This window comes from Clostridiales bacterium, from assembly GCA_017961515.1.
Taxonomy (GTDB): Bacteria; Bacillota; Clostridia; order Acetivibrionales; family RGIG10202; genus RGIG10202.
This window is the reverse complement of the sequence record JAGCXC010000013.1, coordinates 75,294-97,482: the sequence shown is the minus strand read 5'-3', so window position 1 is coordinate 97,482 and position 22,189 is coordinate 75,294. Positions and strand designations below refer to the sequence as shown.

11 protein-coding genes and 1 other RNA gene are annotated in these 22,189 nt (G+C 31.4%); 3 read left to right on the top strand and 9 right to left on the bottom strand.

Features of this window, described 5'->3' with window-relative positions; all coding sequences use genetic code 11:
* Positions 1–133: 133 nt before the first annotated feature.
* The 3 genes from J6Y29_00775 to J6Y29_00765 form a co-directional block, all read right to left on the bottom strand.
* Entirely contained in the window at positions 134–1,831 is a 1,698-nt protein-coding gene (locus tag J6Y29_00775) for a 5'-nucleotidase C-terminal domain-containing protein (protein MBP5426426.1), read from the bottom strand.
* Positions 1,832–1,978: 147 nt separating this feature from the next.
* An RNA gene (gene rnpB, locus J6Y29_00770) (RNase P RNA component class A) lies at positions 1,979–2,326 on the bottom strand.
* A gap of 122 nt (positions 2,327–2,448) precedes the next feature.
* Positions 2,449–7,092, bottom strand: a complete 4,644-nt coding sequence (locus tag J6Y29_00765) for a diguanylate cyclase (GenBank protein ID MBP5426425.1) — start codon at positions 7,090–7,092, stop codon at positions 2,449–2,451.
* A 196-nt stretch (positions 7,093–7,288) separates the two neighbouring features.
* On the opposite strand from J6Y29_00765, the gene J6Y29_00760 reads away from it, so the two are divergent.
* Complete coding sequence (locus J6Y29_00760) at positions 7,289–9,025, top strand: DUF5050 domain-containing protein (protein MBP5426424.1); 1,737 nt, start codon at positions 7,289–7,291, stop codon at positions 9,023–9,025.
* Between the two features lie 14 nt (positions 9,026–9,039).
* The gene (locus tag J6Y29_00755) at positions 9,040–9,528 is read left to right on the top strand and encodes a hypothetical protein (GenBank protein MBP5426423.1); all 489 of its coding nucleotides are present in this window, start codon (positions 9,040–9,042) and stop codon (positions 9,526–9,528) included.
* A 33-nt stretch (positions 9,529–9,561) separates the two neighbouring features.
* Here the strand turns inward: J6Y29_00755 and J6Y29_00750 are convergent, their stop codons facing one another.
* Complete coding sequence (locus J6Y29_00750) at positions 9,562–11,979, bottom strand: ankyrin repeat domain-containing protein (GenBank protein MBP5426422.1); 2,418 nt, start codon at positions 11,977–11,979, stop codon at positions 9,562–9,564.
* 249 nt (positions 11,980–12,228) lie between these two features.
* On the opposite strand from J6Y29_00750, the gene J6Y29_00745 reads away from it, so the two are divergent.
* Entirely contained in the window at positions 12,229–15,090 is a 2,862-nt protein-coding gene (locus J6Y29_00745; GenBank protein ID MBP5426421.1) for an ankyrin repeat domain-containing protein, read from the top strand.
* A gap of 27 nt (positions 15,091–15,117) precedes the next feature.
* On the opposite strand, the gene J6Y29_00740 is transcribed toward J6Y29_00745, so the two are convergent.
* The 5 genes from J6Y29_00740 to J6Y29_00720 form a co-directional block, all read right to left on the bottom strand.
* Positions 15,118–16,140 carry an ankyrin repeat domain-containing protein gene (locus J6Y29_00740; protein ID MBP5426420.1) on the bottom strand — a complete coding sequence of 341 codons (1,023 nt, stop codon included), beginning with the start codon at positions 16,138–16,140 and terminating at the stop codon, positions 15,118–15,120.
* A 234-nt stretch (positions 16,141–16,374) separates the two neighbouring features.
* Positions 16,375–18,516, bottom strand: coding sequence for a hypothetical protein (locus J6Y29_00735; GenBank protein ID MBP5426419.1), 2,142 nt, complete (start codon positions 18,514–18,516; stop codon positions 16,375–16,377).
* Entirely contained in the window at positions 18,513–19,232 is a 720-nt protein-coding gene (locus J6Y29_00730) for a hypothetical protein (GenBank protein MBP5426418.1), read from the bottom strand. Before J6Y29_00730 ends, J6Y29_00735 begins: the two co-directional genes overlap by 4 nt.
* 13 nt (positions 19,233–19,245) lie before the next feature.
* A complete protein-coding gene (locus J6Y29_00725; protein ID MBP5426417.1) occupies positions 19,246–19,554 on the bottom strand; it encodes a hypothetical protein in 309 nt (102 codons plus the stop codon).
* 85 nt (positions 19,555–19,639) lie between these two features.
* A complete protein-coding gene (locus J6Y29_00720; GenBank protein ID MBP5426416.1) occupies positions 19,640–22,180 on the bottom strand; it encodes a hypothetical protein in 2,541 nt (846 codons plus the stop codon).
* Positions 22,181–22,189: the final 9 nt, after the last annotated feature.

Genomic DNA, 22,189 nt, shown 5'->3' with positions numbered 1-22,189 from the left:
TAGTATTGGAGAGGTATCATCTGCGATTATACAAAAGTATATTGAAACACAAGGCTAATTGTTATTAATCTGCGAGGCTCCTCCCACCGCCCAAGGGCAGTGGGTTTCCGCCTTGTTAAAGATAAAAGTTATTTTATGAAGCCTTTTGTATAAACAAAATCTGACCTTTCCAAATCTTTGGATTTCTTAAATCCAAATCATTCATTTTAGCAATATCATACACATCTACACCATACTTTTTAGCAATACTCTCCAAACCCTCTCCTTCCGAGACTCTATACCATATTAGCATATCTACTGGTGTAAATATTATCTTCGTATTTACCATAATGTCATTTGACTCTCCAATAACCGGATTATTTCTTAAATATTCTGTAAATATTTCATTTACAGGCTTATGCTCATCAATAAACGGAATATCTGCAAATGGATAATTATCTCCACCTTCGTCCAAATAGTCAGACAACGCAACTATATACTCCTTGTTCATCTTTATGTCTTCGCCATCTTTCTTTATGCTTATAACTCGACTTCCTTTAGGTCTATTAGGATCGAATTTATATGTCATACCAGCTATATCAGGAAATCCTCCATTTTCCACTGGATAATATCCTACTCCCTCTTCTAATACCTTCTTTAACTGACTACCTGTCATCTTTTTCGTAACCAATGTATTATCAAACGGCAACACACTTATTATATCCATCCGTGTAATATCCCCTATATCTATGCTAGATCTTATCGTTCCACCATTTAATATGGCAACATCCGCATTTGTAAACTCATATATCGCCTGTGACAACATCTTACTCATATTGGTACTACTAGTTCTTACTCTCTTTCTCTCTCCATCTAATTTTATATCTGTGTGGGCTATAATCTCTCCCAACTCATGAGATTGCTCTCTTTCAATCTCATTTATAAAATCTACTATTTCCGGATCTTCTTCTAATTTAGAAACTTCTTCCTTCGATATTAACTCGCATTCTATATTTACTAACTTATTACCTTTTCCAAACCTCATCTTAACTTGTCCTATGTTATTCAAATATTGACCTGTGGATACTATGTATGTGTTATTAACTCTAAGCCCATTTTCTAATTTTGTGTGACTGTGTCCATCTACAAACAAATCTATGCCGTCTACACTCGAACATATAACATCACTTGTTATAACGCTGGAGGTATCTAATCCTATGTGACCCAAACAAATTATAGCATCTACTTTCTTGCTCTTTAATTCGTTCACCACTCGCTTTGATACTTCTATGCATTCTTGAAATTCTACATCTCGGACATTCTTAGGATTTGTCTTTGTTGCAGTCTCGGGTGTGCATAAACCAAATATCCCTATCTTTACACCCTCTCTCTCTATTATTATGTACGGTGTAAAAACATGTTTCTTTTCTAGATCTACCACGTTCGCAGACAGCACGTTAAACTTTGCTAACTGCGATAACTCTACTAACCTCTTGGATCCATAATTAAAATCATGATTCCCTGGACACATCGCTGTATAGCCCACTCTGTTCATTACATTAACTATACTCTCGCCTTCACTGCTGTACGATATTATTTTTCCATGAAAAGCGTCCCCCGCGTCCAGTACTATAGGATCTACCTTCAATTCGTTCCTTACACTCTTTATATATGTACTAAATCTAGCATACCCTATCTCTAAGCCATTATCCTTTGCTCTAGAATGTACATCATTTGTGTGTAAAATAACTATTTCTTTCTCCTTCGCTGCATACGATCCACAAGATAATAACGACAATATAACCGTGGACATCAAAAAAAATACTTTAAGCTTAGATATTTTCTTATACATCAGTACCCCTCCTCAATAATGAAACAGGCCTTTGCGTTGATAAAACATCTGTACTCACTAAAATCTCTCCTCCAATTCTCTAAGATCAACAAACCCACAACATTATTACTTCACTTTTCGGTTTCTTAACCGTATTTTTTTCATGGAAAAATGAGTAAACTTTTAAGCCGGGTTCTGTTCTTGATGAACATCTATCTAGGCCGTGCATCTCTGCACAGCTCAAGCCACCTCCTCGAAACTAAGCGGGTCGCTTTATTACGTTTCTCCACGGTGTTGCTCCGGATGGGGTTTACATAGCCAGTAGATTACCCTACTGCTGGTGAGCTCTTACCTCGCCATTCCACCCTTACATAATCTCTTATGCGGTATATTTCTGTTGCACTTTCCTTAAAGTTACCTTCACCGGGAGTTACCCGGCACCCTTACCCTATGGAGCCCGGACTTTCCTCACGCACAACCTTTCGGTTTTGTGCCCGCGTTCATCTCGTTTACTCACTCCTTCAAAGAGTATAATACTCTTTCTTTAGTAAGTCAATACTAAAATTGCATTATTTTTGCCTTTATTTTTAAAATATATTGTATATTCTCCCTAAATTAGTATTTTGCTAAACAAATTGTTAACTAAGCTCTGCTTTTGTAACCTTATTTCTTCCAGTTTCTTTTGATTTATATAATGCCAAATCCGATGCTTTTATTATTTCTTCTACTGTTTGTTCAGGACTTTTAAGTTCTGCAATCCCCATACTCACTGTAACACTAAAAGAATCTTCCCCAAACAAAAATACTTTCTCCTCAATCTTTTTCCTTAAACGCTCGCAAGCAATAAAACCTCCTTCTTCATCTGTGTCCGGCATAAGTATAACAAATTCCTCTCCCCCGTACCGTGCTACGCTATCACTTAATCTAAATAATTCTTTAGTCATTCTCGCTACTTCAGCCAAAACATAATCTCCTGCTTGATGTCCGTAAGTATCATTAAATTTTTTAAAGTGATCTATATCTAACATTGCTATTGATAAATCTCTCTTGTGCCTTATGCTTTTTTCTAACTCTTGAGTAGCTATATATTTAAAATGTTTATGCGTTATTAGACCTGTTAATCCATCTGTAATTGCCATTTCGTACAGTTCTGCGTTCTCTAGAGATATGGCAGCCTGGCTCATTAATAATTCTAAAATTTCCAAATCTCTTTCATCAAACACGCCTTCCGCTAAATTATTGCTTAAATAGCAAATTCCCTTTATATCGTCTCCATATTTTATTGGTACTGCTATTACTGATTTAATATCATTTATCAAAACATCTCTATCACTTAAAAACCTTTCATCGCAAGATGCATTCGCAATTAGCAATGACTTCTTTTTGTCTTGTACCAACTTTAGTACTTCTTTTGAATATACTTCATTTGATATAAAATAACTCAACCTTTTTTTCAAATATCTTGTTCCTCTATCTATTGTAAATATACAACCTCCTGTCGCTCCAGTATACTCAATCGCTATTTTTAACACCTTGTCCAATAAATCATTTATATTAAGCATTGAACTTATGTGCTGATTCAATTTTAGCACAATCTCTAACTGCGCTGCATATTTCACCTTCTTTGCCATAGATATCTTCTCTTGCTCATTAATTATTAGATTAAAATGCTTTCTTATTTTGTCAATGTATTTTTGAGCTCCTATTTTAGAAAATATTATATACGCTTTTTCTAAATTCTCAGTGCACCTTTCTTTATCTCCATTATCATTCAAAAACTTTGCATAGTCTGTATATACTCTGGCCAACATATATTGATCATTAAACTTATATAGCACTCTTATACTTGCATTATAATATTCATTTGCTCGTGTATTTTTTTCTAAAAAACTATAAAATCTCGCCTTTTGATAATAGTACCTACCCTTTTCAACTCTACTACACAATTTTCTGGCTCTTTTTAACAGTCTATTTATATCACTTATAATAACATTTTTCTCTAGCAAAACAAATTTGTCATTAGATAATAATTGTTCTATGTATGCTTCAACTAAATATAAATAAACACTTGCATCAGTATTTTTCAAAAGTATTATGTTTTTAAACCGCTCTATTGCCTCAACTATTGTGCCATTCTCCAATTCCATCATACCTAATACCTTTAGTGCATATATGTATAGTGGAGTATCAATATTATCATTATCTCTTAAAAAATCTTGTATTTTCCTCTTATATTCATCTATATTTTTAGTATCATTATAAGCAATATATATTTTTAAGAAATTACTGTATGCTTTTATATTGTATTGTTCATATTTATTAGAAACAAATTCACTATAATCTTTATTTATTTCCATGGCGTCTCTATACAAACTCAAATTATAATCATTATCAAATATCTTGCTTTGTATTTTATAATAACAAAAATCATTATTGATAGATTTATACAAATTGGCACTCTTTACATATTTATCGATAGCCTCTTTATACTGTCCCCTTTTTTCATAATATTCCCCATACAATTTATATGTATATGCAATCTGATATCTATGTTTTAATTCGTCTCTCTCATTTATAGTTATATCTAAAAGTCTCGTGCTACTATTCCTACAATATTCGTGAAATGCATTTATCGCTTCTATCTCTATATTTTTATTACCTTGCAAACATTTCATTAGATTGTATTGTTTTTTCGCAAAATACTTACTTTTTAAATCGTCTTTTCCTTTATAGTAACTAGCTAATGCTATATAAAGTTCTATCTTGTTTTCAATATTCTCCTTATCTTTTTCTCTTCCTTTAATCATTGTTGAATCATTTATATAATCTAGCCACATGATAAATCTGTTTTTAGGAATTTTTATATTTAAAATATTTAGTGCTATTTCGATATAATTCTCGCTCTTGGTATACTCTTGCTTTTTATTGTAAATATTTATAAGATTAACTATCAATCCTATTTTGTCTTTTTCTGTTTCAGACACATTGTATAGCTCCTTGAACAAAAGTGCCGCTATATCCAATTCCCCTAACATGTAATGTATTTTAGCAACCATTTTTTTGTACTCTGGATCATTTTTAATTTTTAGTATATCATCAAAACACTCTAACGCAAGTTTACTATCTAGGTTATATATGTTAAGTTCCTTTACCTTTTTTGCGTATTCCTCCATTTTTTCTTTATTGTCAGCCTTTTTAAAATGCTCATATATATTTAATATATACTCTTTATTGTCAGCATATTTTTTTTCTAAACTATTGGCTATTCTATTATGTAGTAATTTTTCATTATCTTTTTTAACTCTTGCTATTAAGTTCTCGCGTATCTTTTCACTCAAAAAACTATATTTAAAATCATTAAATTCTATAAGTTTCGATTCACAAAACCTATCAAGAATCAAAGACGTTTGTTCTTTTGATCTACCTAGTACGCCTTCTAATACATCAACCTCTACTTCTTTGCCTATACAGGCCAGAACAGTTAGTACATATAATTCATCATCCGACATATCCAATATCTCTTTTATTTGAACATCCAAAAAACTATCTGCTATATCTGTCTCTTTTACCTTATTTTCATTGTATACCCATTCTCCATCTTTTTTGTTCACAATATTTTGGCTAACTAATTGCTTTAACACTTGCAGTGTATATCGCGGATTACCGCTACTTTTTCTATATACAATGTCTGTTATTTTTTCTGTTTTATCGCTATCATAATTTAATAATTCGCTTACCATCTCATTTACATTGCTATAGTCCAAAAGTTTTAACTTTATTACTTCTACATTATTTAGGTCTTTTATGTTATTTTTACATGTTGCTAATATCATAATTTTATGTTTTGATATTTCTCCTGCAAAATGTTTTAAATATTCCAAACTCTCTTTGTCTATTACGTCAATCTTATTAACTAGTATTATCAATGCTTTATCAAATATATCCATGCTCTTAAAAAATATATCTAAAGCCTGATATTCCTTTCGCACCCTTTCTCCACCTGTTAAATTTGTAACTGTCGAATATTTGTACAAAATTTCTTCTAGCTCAGGGCTTATATTAATTAATAATGCTCCCCACTCACCTAATTCTTTTCGTAATTTATTAACCATTTGGTTTTGATCATCATTAGAATATGTTTTTATTTCTTTTACAATCAAAAATATAATATTTCTTATTAACGAATACTTACCATTTTTTTCTACAAGAGTGTCTTTACTATCCACTACTAACGCTCTTCTCCCATGAATCGAATTCTTAAACTCATCTAATAATCTTCTCTTTCCTATTCCCTGATTACCCTCTATTATTACAAATTTCCCTTCCGATTTTTCTAAATTAGAAAATATAGTTTCTATATAAGATAACTCCTTTTCTCTTCCAACCATATTGACGTTATATTTTATGTTTATATTCTCGTCAAATAAGCCAAGCTTAAAGTTTCTATTACCTTTTTTGTATTTCCCTAAATCATGTAGTAACCCTTGAGTAGATCCATAACGACTTTGAGGATCTTTTTCTAGTAATTTAAATATAATTTGTTCCAATGTCTCATCAATCTTATTATTATATTTTGACGGACTATCTGGTCTTCGTGATATCTGATTATATAACAATTCATTTATATCGTCTCCTACTATTGGCAAATGATTGGTTAACATTTCATAAAATACTATACCCATCAAATACATATCACTTTTCTTGTCTATATCTTTTTGTATTAACCCAATTTGTTCAGGTGATATATAATTTATATTTTGCTCTAAAAGCTTATCCATCACTTCATCTTTTAACAAAAACGACAAATCTATTCCTATCATACTAACATCCGTATTCTCATTAGCACCAGATTTTATTAGTATGTTGCTAGGCTTTATATTATTGTGTACCACACCTAAGTCATGTAATTTATTTAGCGCCTTTGCTATGTTAATAAATAAATCCACTTTTTCATTAATAGACATAGCCTCCGTCAAATATTCATTCAACGGTGTTCCGCTAATCTTCTCCATTACAATAAATATTTTGTCCCCTATTTCTCCTTTGTCTATAATCCTTGGAGCAACCCTTAAATCCTTTTGAGATAATGTGTTTACTATATTTTTAAAATAAATTATACTATCTATGTCTCCTGTTATGTCACTCTTTTTAATAGTTTTTACTATAACTTCTGTTTCTTTCTTCCTTATAATCTGCTTATCTGAAGCAAGCCAAACAGTACTAACTAAACCTTCTGATAATGTATTTATCAATTTGTACCTATTTTTTATAAGGATTCCCATACACTTTACCTTCCTTCCCATTATCTTTTAGGATTAGCCTACTAATATATATTCGATAATAAAATCACTATACTTTAATGTATACATTATCCTGTAAAAATAAACTTTATTTTGTCGATATCCTAAATTGGGTTCTAAAGCAACATTATAAGTAATATATTTAGTTGTTTTATTCTGTTATAGAGGAGTGAAAACAATGAACTACTTGAAGCTATACGAACCTTTTTTTGGCGATTGGCAACTAGAAGAAAAATTAGGTCAGGATCGATTAGGTTCAGTATACAAAATATCTAAAAATAATTTAGATAAAAAATATGAATCTATTTTGAAAATTATATCTGTTGCCCCAAGTAATTTGGATAATATTAATAGCGAACTAGATACTCTGTCTTCGCTTGATCAAAATATATTGCAATATAAAGATCACTCTATTATAAAAAGATATGATAATATGGGGTATGACATACTAATTCGTATGGACTATTCCTATACTCTACCAAAATTCCTTGAAAATAATAATATCACAAAAAAAGACGTAATTATGCTTGCTATTGATATATTAACCGCTCTCGAAAAATGTCATGAGCAAAATATAATTCATAAAAATATAAACCCTGATTCAATCTTTTTTAATGCAAATAAGCATTTTTGCTTGGGAAATTTTGATTTATCTGTAGATAGAGATAATCTTTTAGTAAAAACAGAAAATTTATCAAATTATTTTTATCAACCACCTGAAATTTTTAATTCGGGAAAATTTAGTAACTGTTCCGATCTATATTCACTTGGAATTGTTTTATATAAGCTTTTAAATAATAATATGTTCCCATTTGCTAAAAATATTAATGACGATTCTAAACTTGCATTATTTAAAAGATTATCTAGTGAAGAAGTTCCAAACCCTGCCCAATGTGAGGGACAATTAGCTAAAATAATTTTAAAAGCTATTTCATTTAATGTGAGTAAAAGATATCAATCTGCTAAAGATATGAAAAATGATTTTCTTGATTTATTAGCAACTTTTAATGAACCTGATTTTTTTCTCATATCTTCACAAAATTCTGCTAATGTTACAGCTTCAGGCAATAACATTAACGGTAATTTAGTTATTCTTGTGAATGATACTAATTATTTAATCAACTTAAGTGATGGGCAAAAGATTTATAAAATCAATAAAAAAGAAAATATTTATAAAAAATTATTTGATGATCACGCAGATAATCTAATATATTATAAGGATTTAATTTATTTTATAAACAGAAGCGATAACGACAAAATATATGAAACTAATGTTAACGGCTCTTCTAAAAAAATTGTGTTGGATAAAGAAACAACTTGGTTTCTTTTTTATAAGGATTGGTTATACTACACCTCTTATGATGGTAAATTGTTTAGGATAAAGCCTAATGGGTTAGATAATATGTGTATAAATAAAGATAGTTGCAAATATATTTCCATGTACAAAGACACTCTTTATTACGTCAATGAATCCGATAATAATTATATATATAAATTTGATATAGCTACCAAAAACAAGATACGACTTAATTCTACGTCATCTTTATTTGTTAACATATATAAAAATCAAATTTTTTATAGTAATCTAGAATGTAATAAAATTTATCGTATGGAACTAAATGGAGGTGAGAAATGTGTAATTTGCAATGTGGAAGCAAATTTTCTTAACATATATAAAGATTATATATATTTTTCTAACGTTAAAGATTATAATAATTTATATAAAATAAATATAAATGGACTTAATTTACAAAAGCTAAACAATGATTATACTAAAAGAATAAATATTTTAAATGATTGGATCTATTACGAAAACTTCAGTGATAACGGTTGTTTATATATGATCACTATAGATGGTAACAACAAAACCAAAATTTCACCAATATTGTATGACAAATATTTATTTCTTGATTAAAGGAGATGAATTTTATGCCAGAAGAATTAATTTCAGAAAAAACATATTTTATAATGAATGATCTTTGTGTAAAAACATTCTATAGAGCCAAAATAAACAATCATACTATTGATATATATGTATTTAATAGGAATTCGGAAACTGGGGAAGAAGTTTTAGATCTTAAAAACGTTCAAGAAGTATATACATCTGGGACTAAAAAATTTGATATGGATTTATATAAACTTGTAAACTTTATATCAGAGGATCTAACCAGCAATATTGAACTTCGCAAATTTTTTGTGGAAGTATGGAATGAATTTTCAGATAAGATTTTTGAGATGCAATTTGATAACCCTTCACTACCTGAAAAATTAAAAGAATATTTGGATTCCTTAGAAAAAACGTATGAAAACCCATATATCGTAGCCTTCTTTAAAGAAAAATATTATTTTCAAAAATTTAAATTCGTTCCCTACTCAGAAGAATGGTTTAAACACCATTTAGCTAATAAGACTAGTTGATAAGGAAGATACCCTATTGTATCTTCCTTAATATCATTTATCTATTCCCTTATTTTGCAATGTCATCTCTACACTCTCAACTCTCTCTCTTTTTCTGCTTATTTTTTTATTATTATATACGTTGTCATATAAGTTCAAACAAACAGTAATATCCTTTAAATATATATCAATTAGTTTTATTGCCCTCACTAACTTATTGTGCTCATATTTTATTAATTCCATATTATTGGCCAATTCTTTTCTTTTTTGAGGAGTAGATCTTTTATATATCAATAACCTCTCCATCTGTTTATCAAAAAAGCAAAAACTCTCTCTTAAACTCCTTATTTTCAAAGTTAATTTTATGTACTCTGTGCTTTCCTTAACTTTATTTAAATCATTCTCCACACGTTTTATTTGTTGAACTATCTTCTGTAAATGATCAGGTGTTTTTAGCTCTATTGTTCGATCATGTTGTCTAATATACCTTGTTAATTCCATCTTTAAAGATTGATAATTAAAATATCTTACTAAATAATTATATACTCCATTTGCTCCATCCAAATAATATGCAATACCCATCCCCCCACTAGGCTCTACCTTACGCAATAAAGATTTTAGAAAATCCTTTGATATCTCCTCTAACTCTCCTTGTGCAATACTCGCTCCATTATTTATCAACAAAACCGCTATCTCTTTACTACGACTTACGTACGCACTAAGCAGTGGAGATATGGTTGATGATTTTTGATCTCGTATAGCACTAACCCTTGCCCCATTTTCTACTAAAAGTTTTACCATATCAATATCATTCTCTTCGCACGCCAACGCCAATGCAGTAACTTTTCTATATACAGCATCTATATTAGCTCCATGTTTTATCAATAAAGCCGCTATATCTTTTCTTTTATTTAACACTGCAATATGTAGTGGATATATAACGTTTCTTCTTTTGTAGGTCACATTAGCTAAAGCTCCTCTTTCTAAAAACTTCCTAACTGCAAAAATATCATTATTAATACAAGCCTGTTCCAATACAGTTTTAAATTCCTCTCCTCCTGGCCAATTTATATCTGCTTTATTATTCAATAAGAAATCTATTAACTCAAAATTTTTATTTTTATAAGCTGTGTGTAAAGGTGTATCCCCATGTATACTATAAGCATCTATGCGTGCACCTCGGCCAACTAAATACCTTATTATACCTTCATCTTTAGCATATGCAATAGGCATATATCCACTAGAAGACTTAGCATTAACATCAAATTTGTATTTCTCCACTAATAGCTTGACTAAATCAAGATTGCCTCCTCTGCACGCGAAATGTAACGCTGTTTCCCTTCTATCAAAATAACCCGCATTCTCTTTGGCAATTTTTGAAAAAATATTTGCTTTTTTTTCTATTATCCAATTTACAAATTCAAATTCTCCATTCTCACAAGCCATATGTACTATATTTCTTCCATATTCATCTGCTACATCTAGATCTGCTCCCATATCTATAAGCGTTTTTGCAAAATTTAATTCATTTTTCATAACAGCAATGAAAAGTGGTGTATGTCCAAACTTGTTCTTTGCATCAATATCCTCTTCACTTTTTAATAGTTCTGTTGCAAAATAAATATTTTTGTTATATATAGCTATATGTAGTGCATTGTTCCCATTTGCATATGCTTCTTTATCATTCCCAATATTGCTCAAATCATTAGCTTTATATTTATCACTCAAATCATCCACCGAAACTTCTTTTATAATGTAACTGTCTTTACAAATATTTCCCCCTAGCTGTTTATTGTTTGTACTTTGTGGATCACAAGGCACAGCTTCTACTTCTTTATCCTTATATCTTAAATAAATTACAGGGTTTTCACTCAAATCTCTCATATTCACTCTTACCCCGCTTTTTTTCAACTTATTTATAACTTCTATATCACTATTCTGACAAGCCTTCCTAAACATATATATCTGATTTAATTTGGCTGTCTTATATCCTTTATCTAAAAGCTCCAGAAATATTTCTCTTTGATCAAACTTAAACGCCCAATATAACAAATACTCACCTTTTTTAACATCATCACAAATTTCTATACAAGATAGTAAACAGTCCGTTAGTCTACCAAAATCCCTTTTGTCCAACATATCTACAGGAGTATTTCTATCTTTATTTTTAACATTTAAAATCGCTAATCCTCCCTCTTTTAGCATAAAATTAATAAGATTAAAACTTTTGTATAAGCAGGCTATATGCAAAGGCGTATTACCATAATTATCTTTCTCCTCCAATGTTTTTGCTCCATATACCTTAATTATATTTGTAGCCCAATTAAAATCTCTCAAAAGACATGCTATATGTAGCTTAGTTAAACCCATATTCTCTTTTTGAATATCAATTACTTTACTTATCTCGTCCTTACCCAATGCATATATTAATTTTTTTGTATGCCTTGACATCTCAAATATGTCAATCTTCATCTGGATATACCCCTTTCACAACGTTAAAATTTACTTCCATAGTCTAATACTTATACTCGTGTTTGTCAACAAATTATTTGTAGCCATTGTGATCGTTTTTTTGTTTAGTATGAACCGAGAATTTTATAAAAAAATTTGAGGTATAAGTATAAGAGGATATTACTCTCATGTCTTTTTTCGTTGACTTATGTAAAAATATATGCTAGTATGCTTTCGTTAGATCTTTTTTAGCAAAGGAGATTATTTTTTATGCAAAATATTTTATTTAACGTATGCAAATTAGGTCATTTAGATATTGTAAAAGAACTTATACAAAGTAACTTTAATATCAATTCAACAAATTTATGTGGATATAGTCCTTTAATGATCGCCTGCAAGTATAAGCACTCTGATATTGCTATGCTATTATTAGACAATGGTGCTAACATAAACTGTATTGGCAAAGACAAAAACACTCCTCTTACTATAGCTTGTTCAAATGGACTTGAATCTGTAGCTATAAGGTTAATTAACATGGGTGCAGATATGTCCGCCAAAAACATACTTCATGAATCACCACTTAGACTTAGTTGTAAACATGGTTATCTTAATATCGTAATTGCACTTCTTTCAAAAAATATTGATACGTTTCTTTCTCACCATGCATTAGATGAAGCTCTTATTTCAGCTTGCATAAATGGCCACTTAAAAATTGTATCTCTACTTATTGAACATGGCGCAAATATTAACACTTTATCTGGTCATCACAACTATACGTCCCTACATTTCGCCTGCATGAATAAACATTCTGATGTAGCAATAAAACTAATAGAAAATGGTGCAAACCCAGATGCTGAAAGTTTAACTCACGAAACCCCTCTTAACCTAGCTTGCTCTTTAGGTCTCGAAAATGTTGTTAAAAAATTAATTTCTTGCTCCGTTAATCTAGATACAGCTAATGTGTATGGATATGCTCCTTTACACACAGCATGTATTAATAAATATTCATCTATTGCGTGCTTACTGATTGATAATGGCGCTAATGTTAATATTTTAGTACCATCTAAAGAAACTCCCCTTCATTATGCTTGTGTTCATAATCTAAGTAACGTAGTAAACAAATTGCTCCTAAAACGTGCTAACATAAATGCAACTAATGCAAAAGGATACACTCCTCTTCACTTGGCATGCATACATGGACACACTGACCTTTGTTTATCATTAATTAGACATGGCGCAAATATAGACGCTACTAGTATATACGGAGAAACTCCTCTACTTCTTTCTTGTCAAAGGAATCTCTCTGATGTCTATATTGTACTGATTAATAAAGGTGCTAATATAAATGTCATCGACATTAACGGAACTACTCCTTCACTGTTCTCTACTATGGTAAAACTACCTCCCGAAGCTATGCGCGTTCTTCTTAGGAAAAACAATTTGGATCTCACTCTTCTTTGGGCTTGCAAATACAAGCTAAGTGACAGCGCACTTAATTTAATGTACTCTTGTACTAATATAAATGTAGTAGACCCTGACGGCTATACTCCACTTCTTTGGGCTTGCAAAAACAAATTAGTAAATGTTGCAGAACGATTGCTCGCATCTGGTGCCAATATCAATGTTAAAAACAAACTTAACGATACACCCCTTACATTAGCATGCGCAAATAAGCTCTATCATATTGCTATTTATTTGATAGATAATGGTGCAGATATTAATACTGTGGATTCGTCGAGATTTACTCCACTTCTTTGGGCTTGCAAAAACAATATGGAAGATATAGCTTTGGCTTTAATTCACAAAAATGCAAAGACAATTTCCCCAAATAAGTACTACCAACCTCTTCTTTTTGCTTGCGAAAATTCTATGGAATCTACTGCACTAGAGCTAATAGCATCAAATGCTGACATACATGCACATGGCATAGGTGGGCTCACTCCTCTTATGCTTTCTTGCAAGTATTCCATGAGCAAAGTAGCACTTACATTAATAGAAAAAGGCGCGAATGTTAATACAATGGATATTTACGGCTCAACTCCCCTTCTTCTCGCTTGTGAAAACAATATGGAATTGGTTGCTAATACACTAATACAAAAAGGTGCTAATGTCAATATACAAAGTATAGACGGCTCAACTCCTCTTCTTCTTGCTTGCGAATATAGTATGGAAAGTACCATTTTACTTCTTCTCCAAAATAATGCAAATATACATGTGCATAACATGAACAAAATTACTCCTCTTATGCTGGCTTGTGACCGTGGCCTAGATAAAATAGCTATACAATTGATCTACAAGGGGGCGGATATTAATGCACGAGATTACCATGGCGTTACTTCTCTTGCCTTTGCATGCATACAAAGATTATCTAATGTTGCTACGCTTTTGATCAAACGCAATGCAAATGTGGGAACTCTTCTTCCTAACAAAAACACCTTTCTTCATCTTGCTTGTCTTTACAGATTACCTGAGGTCGCTATTTTGCTAATACAAAAAGGTGTAAACGTTAATATGTGCAATTCCTCAAAAGATACTCCTCTTACCTTAGCATGTTCCAATAAACTCGACAATGTAGCTTTTGAATTAATTAAAAACAATGCCAGAATAAACGTCGTTAATTCTAAAAAAGAGACTCCACTTACTATAGCGTTTAAACTAAAACACATTGATCTTGCACTTGATTTAATTGAACATGGTGCAAATATATCGCCTCTTTTAAATGAAAAAAATTTATTATCTGATACAGATGATTTTAGCAAAGTCATCAATAAATATTTGTCAATTGCTTTTAAAAAATTATTGCTCTACGCCAATAAGTCATATGCACAACCTATTAATTTCTTTAATACCGCTTATGCTTTCTCCAAGTTCAATCAGGACATAGAGGCTATAACTTTTACAGCTACCACTAGAAAGATCTTATCTCCCAATCTTTCCTCGTCCCTATTAAACTATCAAAATCTTTGGGAATCACAATCAATACATATTATAAGAATTATTCGCATGTTGCATAATAGACACCTAAAAAAAGGTTCACATAGAAGTACTCACTTAGACTCTTCTTTGGTTAAACGTATTGAAAATATCCCTAATGTATCTATTCCTTGTTCAAAGCAAAAAGATCTTTCTTAAAGATCTTTTTGCCCTGGCTATATTCCATTAGATACTCATACTATCCATCATACTCTTGCTAAATTTATCCCCTATACCTCTCTTCTTAGCTATACCAAGTGCAGTATTCCCCTTGTCATTTATCTTGAATACATTCGCTTTATTCCTAAGTAGTCTTTTTACTGTCGTTACATCTTTCTGATTTGCCGCTAACATAAGTGGTGTATTACCTTTTATATTAGCTCTATTTATGTCAGCATTCTTATCGATTAGTTCTTGCGTTATAGTTTTATATCCCTTGCTTATAGACATCATAACTGCCGTAGTACCTCTACTATTTACCATATTTACATTAGCCTTGTTATCCAAAAGTAATTTTACCATTTTTTTATTACCTCTAATTATCGCACACATTAGAGCTGTATTTCCTCTTTTGTCTGCTTGGTTTATATCTATTCCATTTTGTATTAATAAATCCAATATACTACAATCACACTGTTTTACCGTAAATAACAAAGCCGTATTCATTTTTGTATCTATCATTTCAGTATTAGCTCCACTTTGCACAAGCTTTTCAACTATATTGCTATTGCCCATACTCATTGCTATTTTTAATGCACTATTGCCCCACAAATCCATACAATTAATATCTACTTCTCTTTGTTTTAAAATCATATCAGTTATCTCTTCATTTTCTTTTCCTACTGCAACTAACAATGCTGTTTCTTTCTTACTATTTCTTAGATTTACATCTACTCCTGTGTGCCTACTTAAAATTAAACTGGTTATTTTCTCGTTTTCTCTTTCTACTGCCGTTATAAGTGCTGTGTCACCCCAAGCATTTTTGTAATTCATATCAACTTCATTGTCTATTAGTATATCGACTATATCAGCATGTCCATTCTTTACTGCATTCGTTAGCATAGTATCTCCATTTTTGTCATACACATTAAAATTCACATCACAAATTAAGACAAGTATCGTCATTAACTTCGCTCTTCCTTTCTTGCAAAAATTCATAGCACCTCCCTCAACAATCCAATCTCTTAATGCTTTAAAATAATTTTTCATATATTATCCCTTCTTTATCTTTTTTTGTTGATTTTTGAAATATTATCTAGTCATATATTACCAGTTTTTCATTTGATTGTCAATTATTTTTTCAATTTTTGTAATATTATGTATTATTATAGAAAAAAAGATTGATGTGTTACCTTTGTATACGGTACGCATCAATCTTTTTTATGGAAATTATTAATCAAATTTTTCTTAAAAATCCATATATATTTCCAACAAACTTATACTCTATTTCTCCTCTTCATCTAGTCCTAAATCTATATTTAAATCTTCAAAATTAAAGTCCTCAAAATTGAAATTATCTTCCTCTTCTTCATCTAATCCTAAATCTATATCTTCTTCCTTATTACTCATACTATTTTTAGCTTCTTCTTTACGTCTCTTAAGTTCTGCCAACTCAGACCTATCTGTAGTAATCATATCTTTTTCTTCTTGTGAAGCAACAAACTCTATAGCCAAGTGGTTTGCTCCTGCATAAAACAAAGCATGCCCTCTCTTAAAGCTTGTTACCTTTGCCATTTCTTCTTGTGATAACTTAAGTATACGACGCAAACTTTCAGCATCTTCTTCCTCTATCTGCAACAATATCTTTAACTTAGCATTGTTTATGATACCTTTTCCGTACTTACCTCCCTCTAGTGCTAAGAAGTCGTTTACGTCCTGTGTTGCAGCAATAGCTGATCCACCATATCCTCTTATTATCTTAAATATCTCTAGTATAAATCCTGCTGTTTGTCTATTACCTGTACTTCCTATCAAGTTCCAAGCCTCATCTACAACAACGATCTTTTTCTGTGTTCTATCTTCTTTTATCTTATCCCAGAAAAAGTCTGTTACTATATACATTCCTATTGGTAACAAATCTTCTTTTAATTCACTTACGTCAGCTACTGTATATTTGTTAGACAAATCGACATTTGTTTGTTGGTTAAATGACTTTAGTGATCCACTTACCAATCTCTTTAAAATAAGAGCCAATCTCTCTGTATCTGGATCATCATCTAACAACTGATACAAGTCACCCAACACCGGCATTTTCTTAAACTTTCTCTCCTCTGGAGCCAAAAGTCCTGTTGGATCATCCTCATACAGACTATTATTATCAAATGTCATACCAGCATTAGCATAACATTCAACTAATTTATCATCCAAGAATTGTTTTTCCTCAACTGTCATATCCTCAAATACTAATGAAAAGAATACATGAAGCTTTTGAATTTTTGCTAATACCAAACTCATCTCTTTTTTGCTTCCGTCTCTTTCTTCCTCTAAATCCTCATCCAATGTCGAATTTCTTATCTCCATTATATTAATACAATCATCTGATCCCGGTGCAATTCTTAAAAACTGTCCACCTATTGCAATACATGATCTCTTAAACTCATGGCCTTTTAATGGCGCTATTATCATTATAGACACACCTTGAATTCTATTTCTCATTGCAAGTAGCTGAATCAAAAATGTTTTTCCGGCTCCAGATGTTCCCAAAATACACATATTTGCATTTTTATAAAGTTTTGTATTAAATATATCCACTATAACCAGTGATCTATTGTGCTCGTTTAATCCAAAGAATATTCCGTCATTATCACAAAACTCCGAACTAACAAATGGATAAGTACTCGCAAGTCCTGATGTTAGTGCGTTTCTTGCTGTAGATTTCTTTAAATCTTGTGTTATTTGATGCAATGGTAAACAAGCAATAAATCCATCTTCATGTCTAAAGTCTGCCCTTCTAGACATTATATCCATCGCACCAAGCTTAGCTTCTATAGCTGTTAATCTTTCCTCTAATTGCTCTTTTGTATTTCCATAAACAGAAATTAAAATATATAAATAGTAAGGATCTTCGCTCTCTAACTGCATCTGTGCTCTCATATACCTCGCATGACCAATAGCTGCATCTATTACATCAACGTCACTTTGGTTCTCCCCGACATTTCTTCTATTAACACTGGTAACACCTATTGTATACGTTAATTCCTTTACCAATTTTGCTTTATCCAATGGCTCATAATACATGTTAAGCTCTATTCCTTCATCAAAACTTATTATGTCGCCCAACCAGCCAGCTACTCTCTCATATGGATATCCTGTAATTAGCACTGTCGATATATATGTTCCATCTACTTCGATATACTGCCAATTTCTTGTATCTATTGACGATGGGCTTATTAGATCAACCAATGACACTGTGCCTTTCCTTAATTGCTCATTCCCTTCTTCTTTCTCTTTTTTGTTCACTAAATGCTCTTGATCAGGCTTTTCTTTTTTAGACACTTTTGGTTTTTCTTCATTAACAACCGCTGTTTTTTCTTCCGCTGTAACATTTTCATTTTGAGTTATGTCCAATTCTTGCTCCTGGCTCATTCTTCGTCACTCCCTTCGTCTTCGGTATCTTCTCCAACTGCATCTAGGTCAGAACTTACAAACAAGCCTTTCAAGCTAAGCAGTTTGCCTGAAAATTTCTGTAGTTCCGATGTCTTCTTATTTAAGTAGGTATACAATATATTTGCAACAAATTCATTTTCGTCTGTAACCTCCACAATCTCATTACCGCACTGTTCTAAGAATCCCTTTATCTTACTTTCCTTATCTTTTAATTGCTTTACTACTTCTTGGAATGGTTCATCTTTCTTTCCTGGAGGCGTTACATAAGGGAATATCAAAAAGAATCTTCTTGATATTGCAGTTTTTGTTCCATAATTTAATGACTTAACCAATTTCATATATCCCTTAGTCAAATCCTTTACATCCTCATTTTTCTCCATCTTGTACAGCGCTTTTATTCTATTTAAATGTGGATCTATATCTGCCTTTCTACATTGCACCGACATCTGCATTGGAAATCTACATCCTTTAAGAAAAGCTCTGTAATTTAATATCAAAAATCTTTTATCCGCTGCAGACTTAAGTTTGAAGTTTATAGGAATCACTTCAACAATCTTTACATATCCACCATTCTTTAATATTACTATTCCCTCTTTTATATCTTTTACAGGCTGCCAATTTTGCACCGTTGCTTTCATAACTTCTTCTTCTGATACCTTTTTCTTCCCAAAAGGTAAAAAATCTAACATGCCCATCTAGTTACCTCCTTTACTTTTCGTATGTGTAAACCTTAGATCTTCTAAGAAATCTAAAAACAAATTTAAGCATGTCTACTAACGTCTCTGAACCTATACCCACCAGTGCAACTATAGTAGGCGGCACAACAACACACATAAATACATATATCTTATAATCAAGCGATAATGGCAAAAATTTAAACACCATATATGTTGTAGGCACGCACCAAACTGCCGCAGTCACTAAGGATTCTTTCTCTATCATACCTAATATCTTACCATTATCCGTGTAATTATGAGGTATTATATAAGTCTCTTCATACTCTGTATTAGTAGCCATTTCGTCAATCCCCCTCTCTTGTTCTAACATATTTTATTATAACACATTTATTCATCCCCGTATATCTATCGGAATATTTATTCTATTACTCAAATGTAACTTGTGGTTTTACTTTTATTTCTACAGGTAATCTAATAGCCTTAACTGTAGCTATATCTTTATCGGCTCCTACTCCCACATTCACTAATTGGACTTCTGTAAAAGTTTTATAGGAATCATTAATCAAATATAATCCTTCAAATGCTTCCTCACTTGTCTCGCTCTCTTTTGTGTTTAATCTAACGATGAAGTTTAACATAACATTAGTTTTTCCTCCATCGTCCTGATTTTCTTTATTAGTACTAAACCCTACCAATGTAGCTTTTATATATCTACCATCATCTTCTAATTTTACATCATTCTTTGTTCTTGACTCTCCACCATTTAAATCCATATATCTCCAATTAGCATACTTTTGTTTTTGTACAGTTTTTTCTACATCTGTTGGAAAATCTAGCTCAAATTTACCATCAAGTGAATCTAAATCCAACACATCCTCTTCTTCCTTTGCTGTAGCCCCATTTTTTATTCTATACAAATTCTTAGATATTTTTATTACAGGATCTTTCATTGTAATATGTGTATCACTATCAAAACTTAGTAGCATCCTAATGGGTACTAGAGAAAATACTCTTCCCTCTCCTATCCCTAAATTCCACTTATCCCCCACTGGCTTTGAATCCTCTACAAAATGTTCCATTGTACTATATTGATTAAGCACCCTTTGATACGTTTCACTCTCGCCTAAGCCATTATTTAAGTTAACCACCCTTGTTTCATCCTCTTCATCAGTTCTATATACTACATCCCCATCTTCTTGATAAGATTTGCCATCACTTAATTTAGATGAATTTTCTATATATCTTCCTAAATCATAAACTTTATATATTTCTTTACTTCCCTCTTTCCTTACCACCACTCTACCAACTATATCTACTCCTTTTGTACTATACAAATCCCATACACTACCGTTTCTTAATGTAACTTTATTTGAAGAATAATTTATGTTATCTACATTCTCTATTATTGGCTCTACTACATCGTTTGTGTTATATATAATCCATCCCTCTATAGTACAATAATTCCCATTTGATAACCTAGCTCCCACTCTGTGAGCATCATTATCTTCATGTATTATTGTGTAATTTTTATTATCTATTTTTACCTCATTTGCAACATCGTTACTATAAATTATTTTACATTCTCTCATATTTTGACCATTAGTGATAACTTTCTTGTTAATTAATTTTCCATTATCGCCAATACTTTGTCCATCTGTACCAACTGAATTTATTACTGCTGATGATATTTTAGCATATTCTTTTGGATATAGTTGTGTCTTTGGCAACTCTTGATATTGTCCATCTTCCATCCACTCTATCTTAAATTCTCCGTTGCCTAAATTGTACGCTTCTATTATAATCTTATATTTCTTACCAGCCTCATATATATTATTAGTCTTTAAATTGCTAGTAGTCCCTGTTCCAAATGATATTTCATCCACTGTAGAATCACTACCTGAATACTCTTTATATATATCTGTATCTTCATTTGATATTATAATCTTTCCATTTGCACTAGAACTTGTTACCCTAAAATTCATAACACCATTATTAACGGGCACTATCTCTCCTATCCATCTTACTTTTTGATGATTTAAACCTTGAAATCTCATTGTATCTACAGTCTCTTGTTTTATCGTTTTAGGTATATCACTACCTTGATAATATAGTCCATACAATCCTATACCTTGACCTCTAGTAGCAAATTCTTTTACATCTCCTAACAATATCTCTTTTTTCTTATTCATCATATACGCTTGCATATAGTATGTTTCATTTTCTTTTAGCGATCTTGCTAATATATCATACCTAAGTGTTCCTTCTGAATTTTCTGTAATTTTAAAATTGTCGTTATCTCTAACATCTATCTTGTTTTTCACAGTATAAATCTCTGTAGGATTATCAGGTAACCAGTACCTAACACCAATTTCTTCTACATTATCTCTTGTAAATCCTACCTTGCTGCTATTGGTTATAATTCCTCCTAGCATTGCACTATAATAAGTCTTGTTTGTAACGTAACCTCGATTATCTTTACTATTACTCTGATCTCCTGTAGGTCTCTTGCCTGTAGTTACCTTTACTATATTATCTATTTTATATTCAGCTGATCCTGCCTTAATATTCACATTGTCCTTTACTTCTACAACACAGTTAAATTCCTCCCCTGATTTTGATGCTAATTCTACAGATTGACCATCTATTGTCAAATTTTTGGTTGCACTGTTTATGTAAAATATATCAACAAGCACTGACTTATTTGTTAAATAGCTCTCGCCCTTCCCCTCCTTTACCTCTATTGTTACTCCGTTGCTATTTACAGAACTTCCAAGTGCACTATATTTTGCACCTTTTGTGTTTTCACCTGCACTCATTTTCAATATACCACGCCCATCTCTATCGTTATTAACTACTTTTTGCATATTAGTCTTAATATAATTTTTATATCGTGGCAACGCTATCCCAAAAACTACACCCATTGTACATACCAATGCTGCCACTGTAATAGCCAACTTTTTTTTCATATACTACCC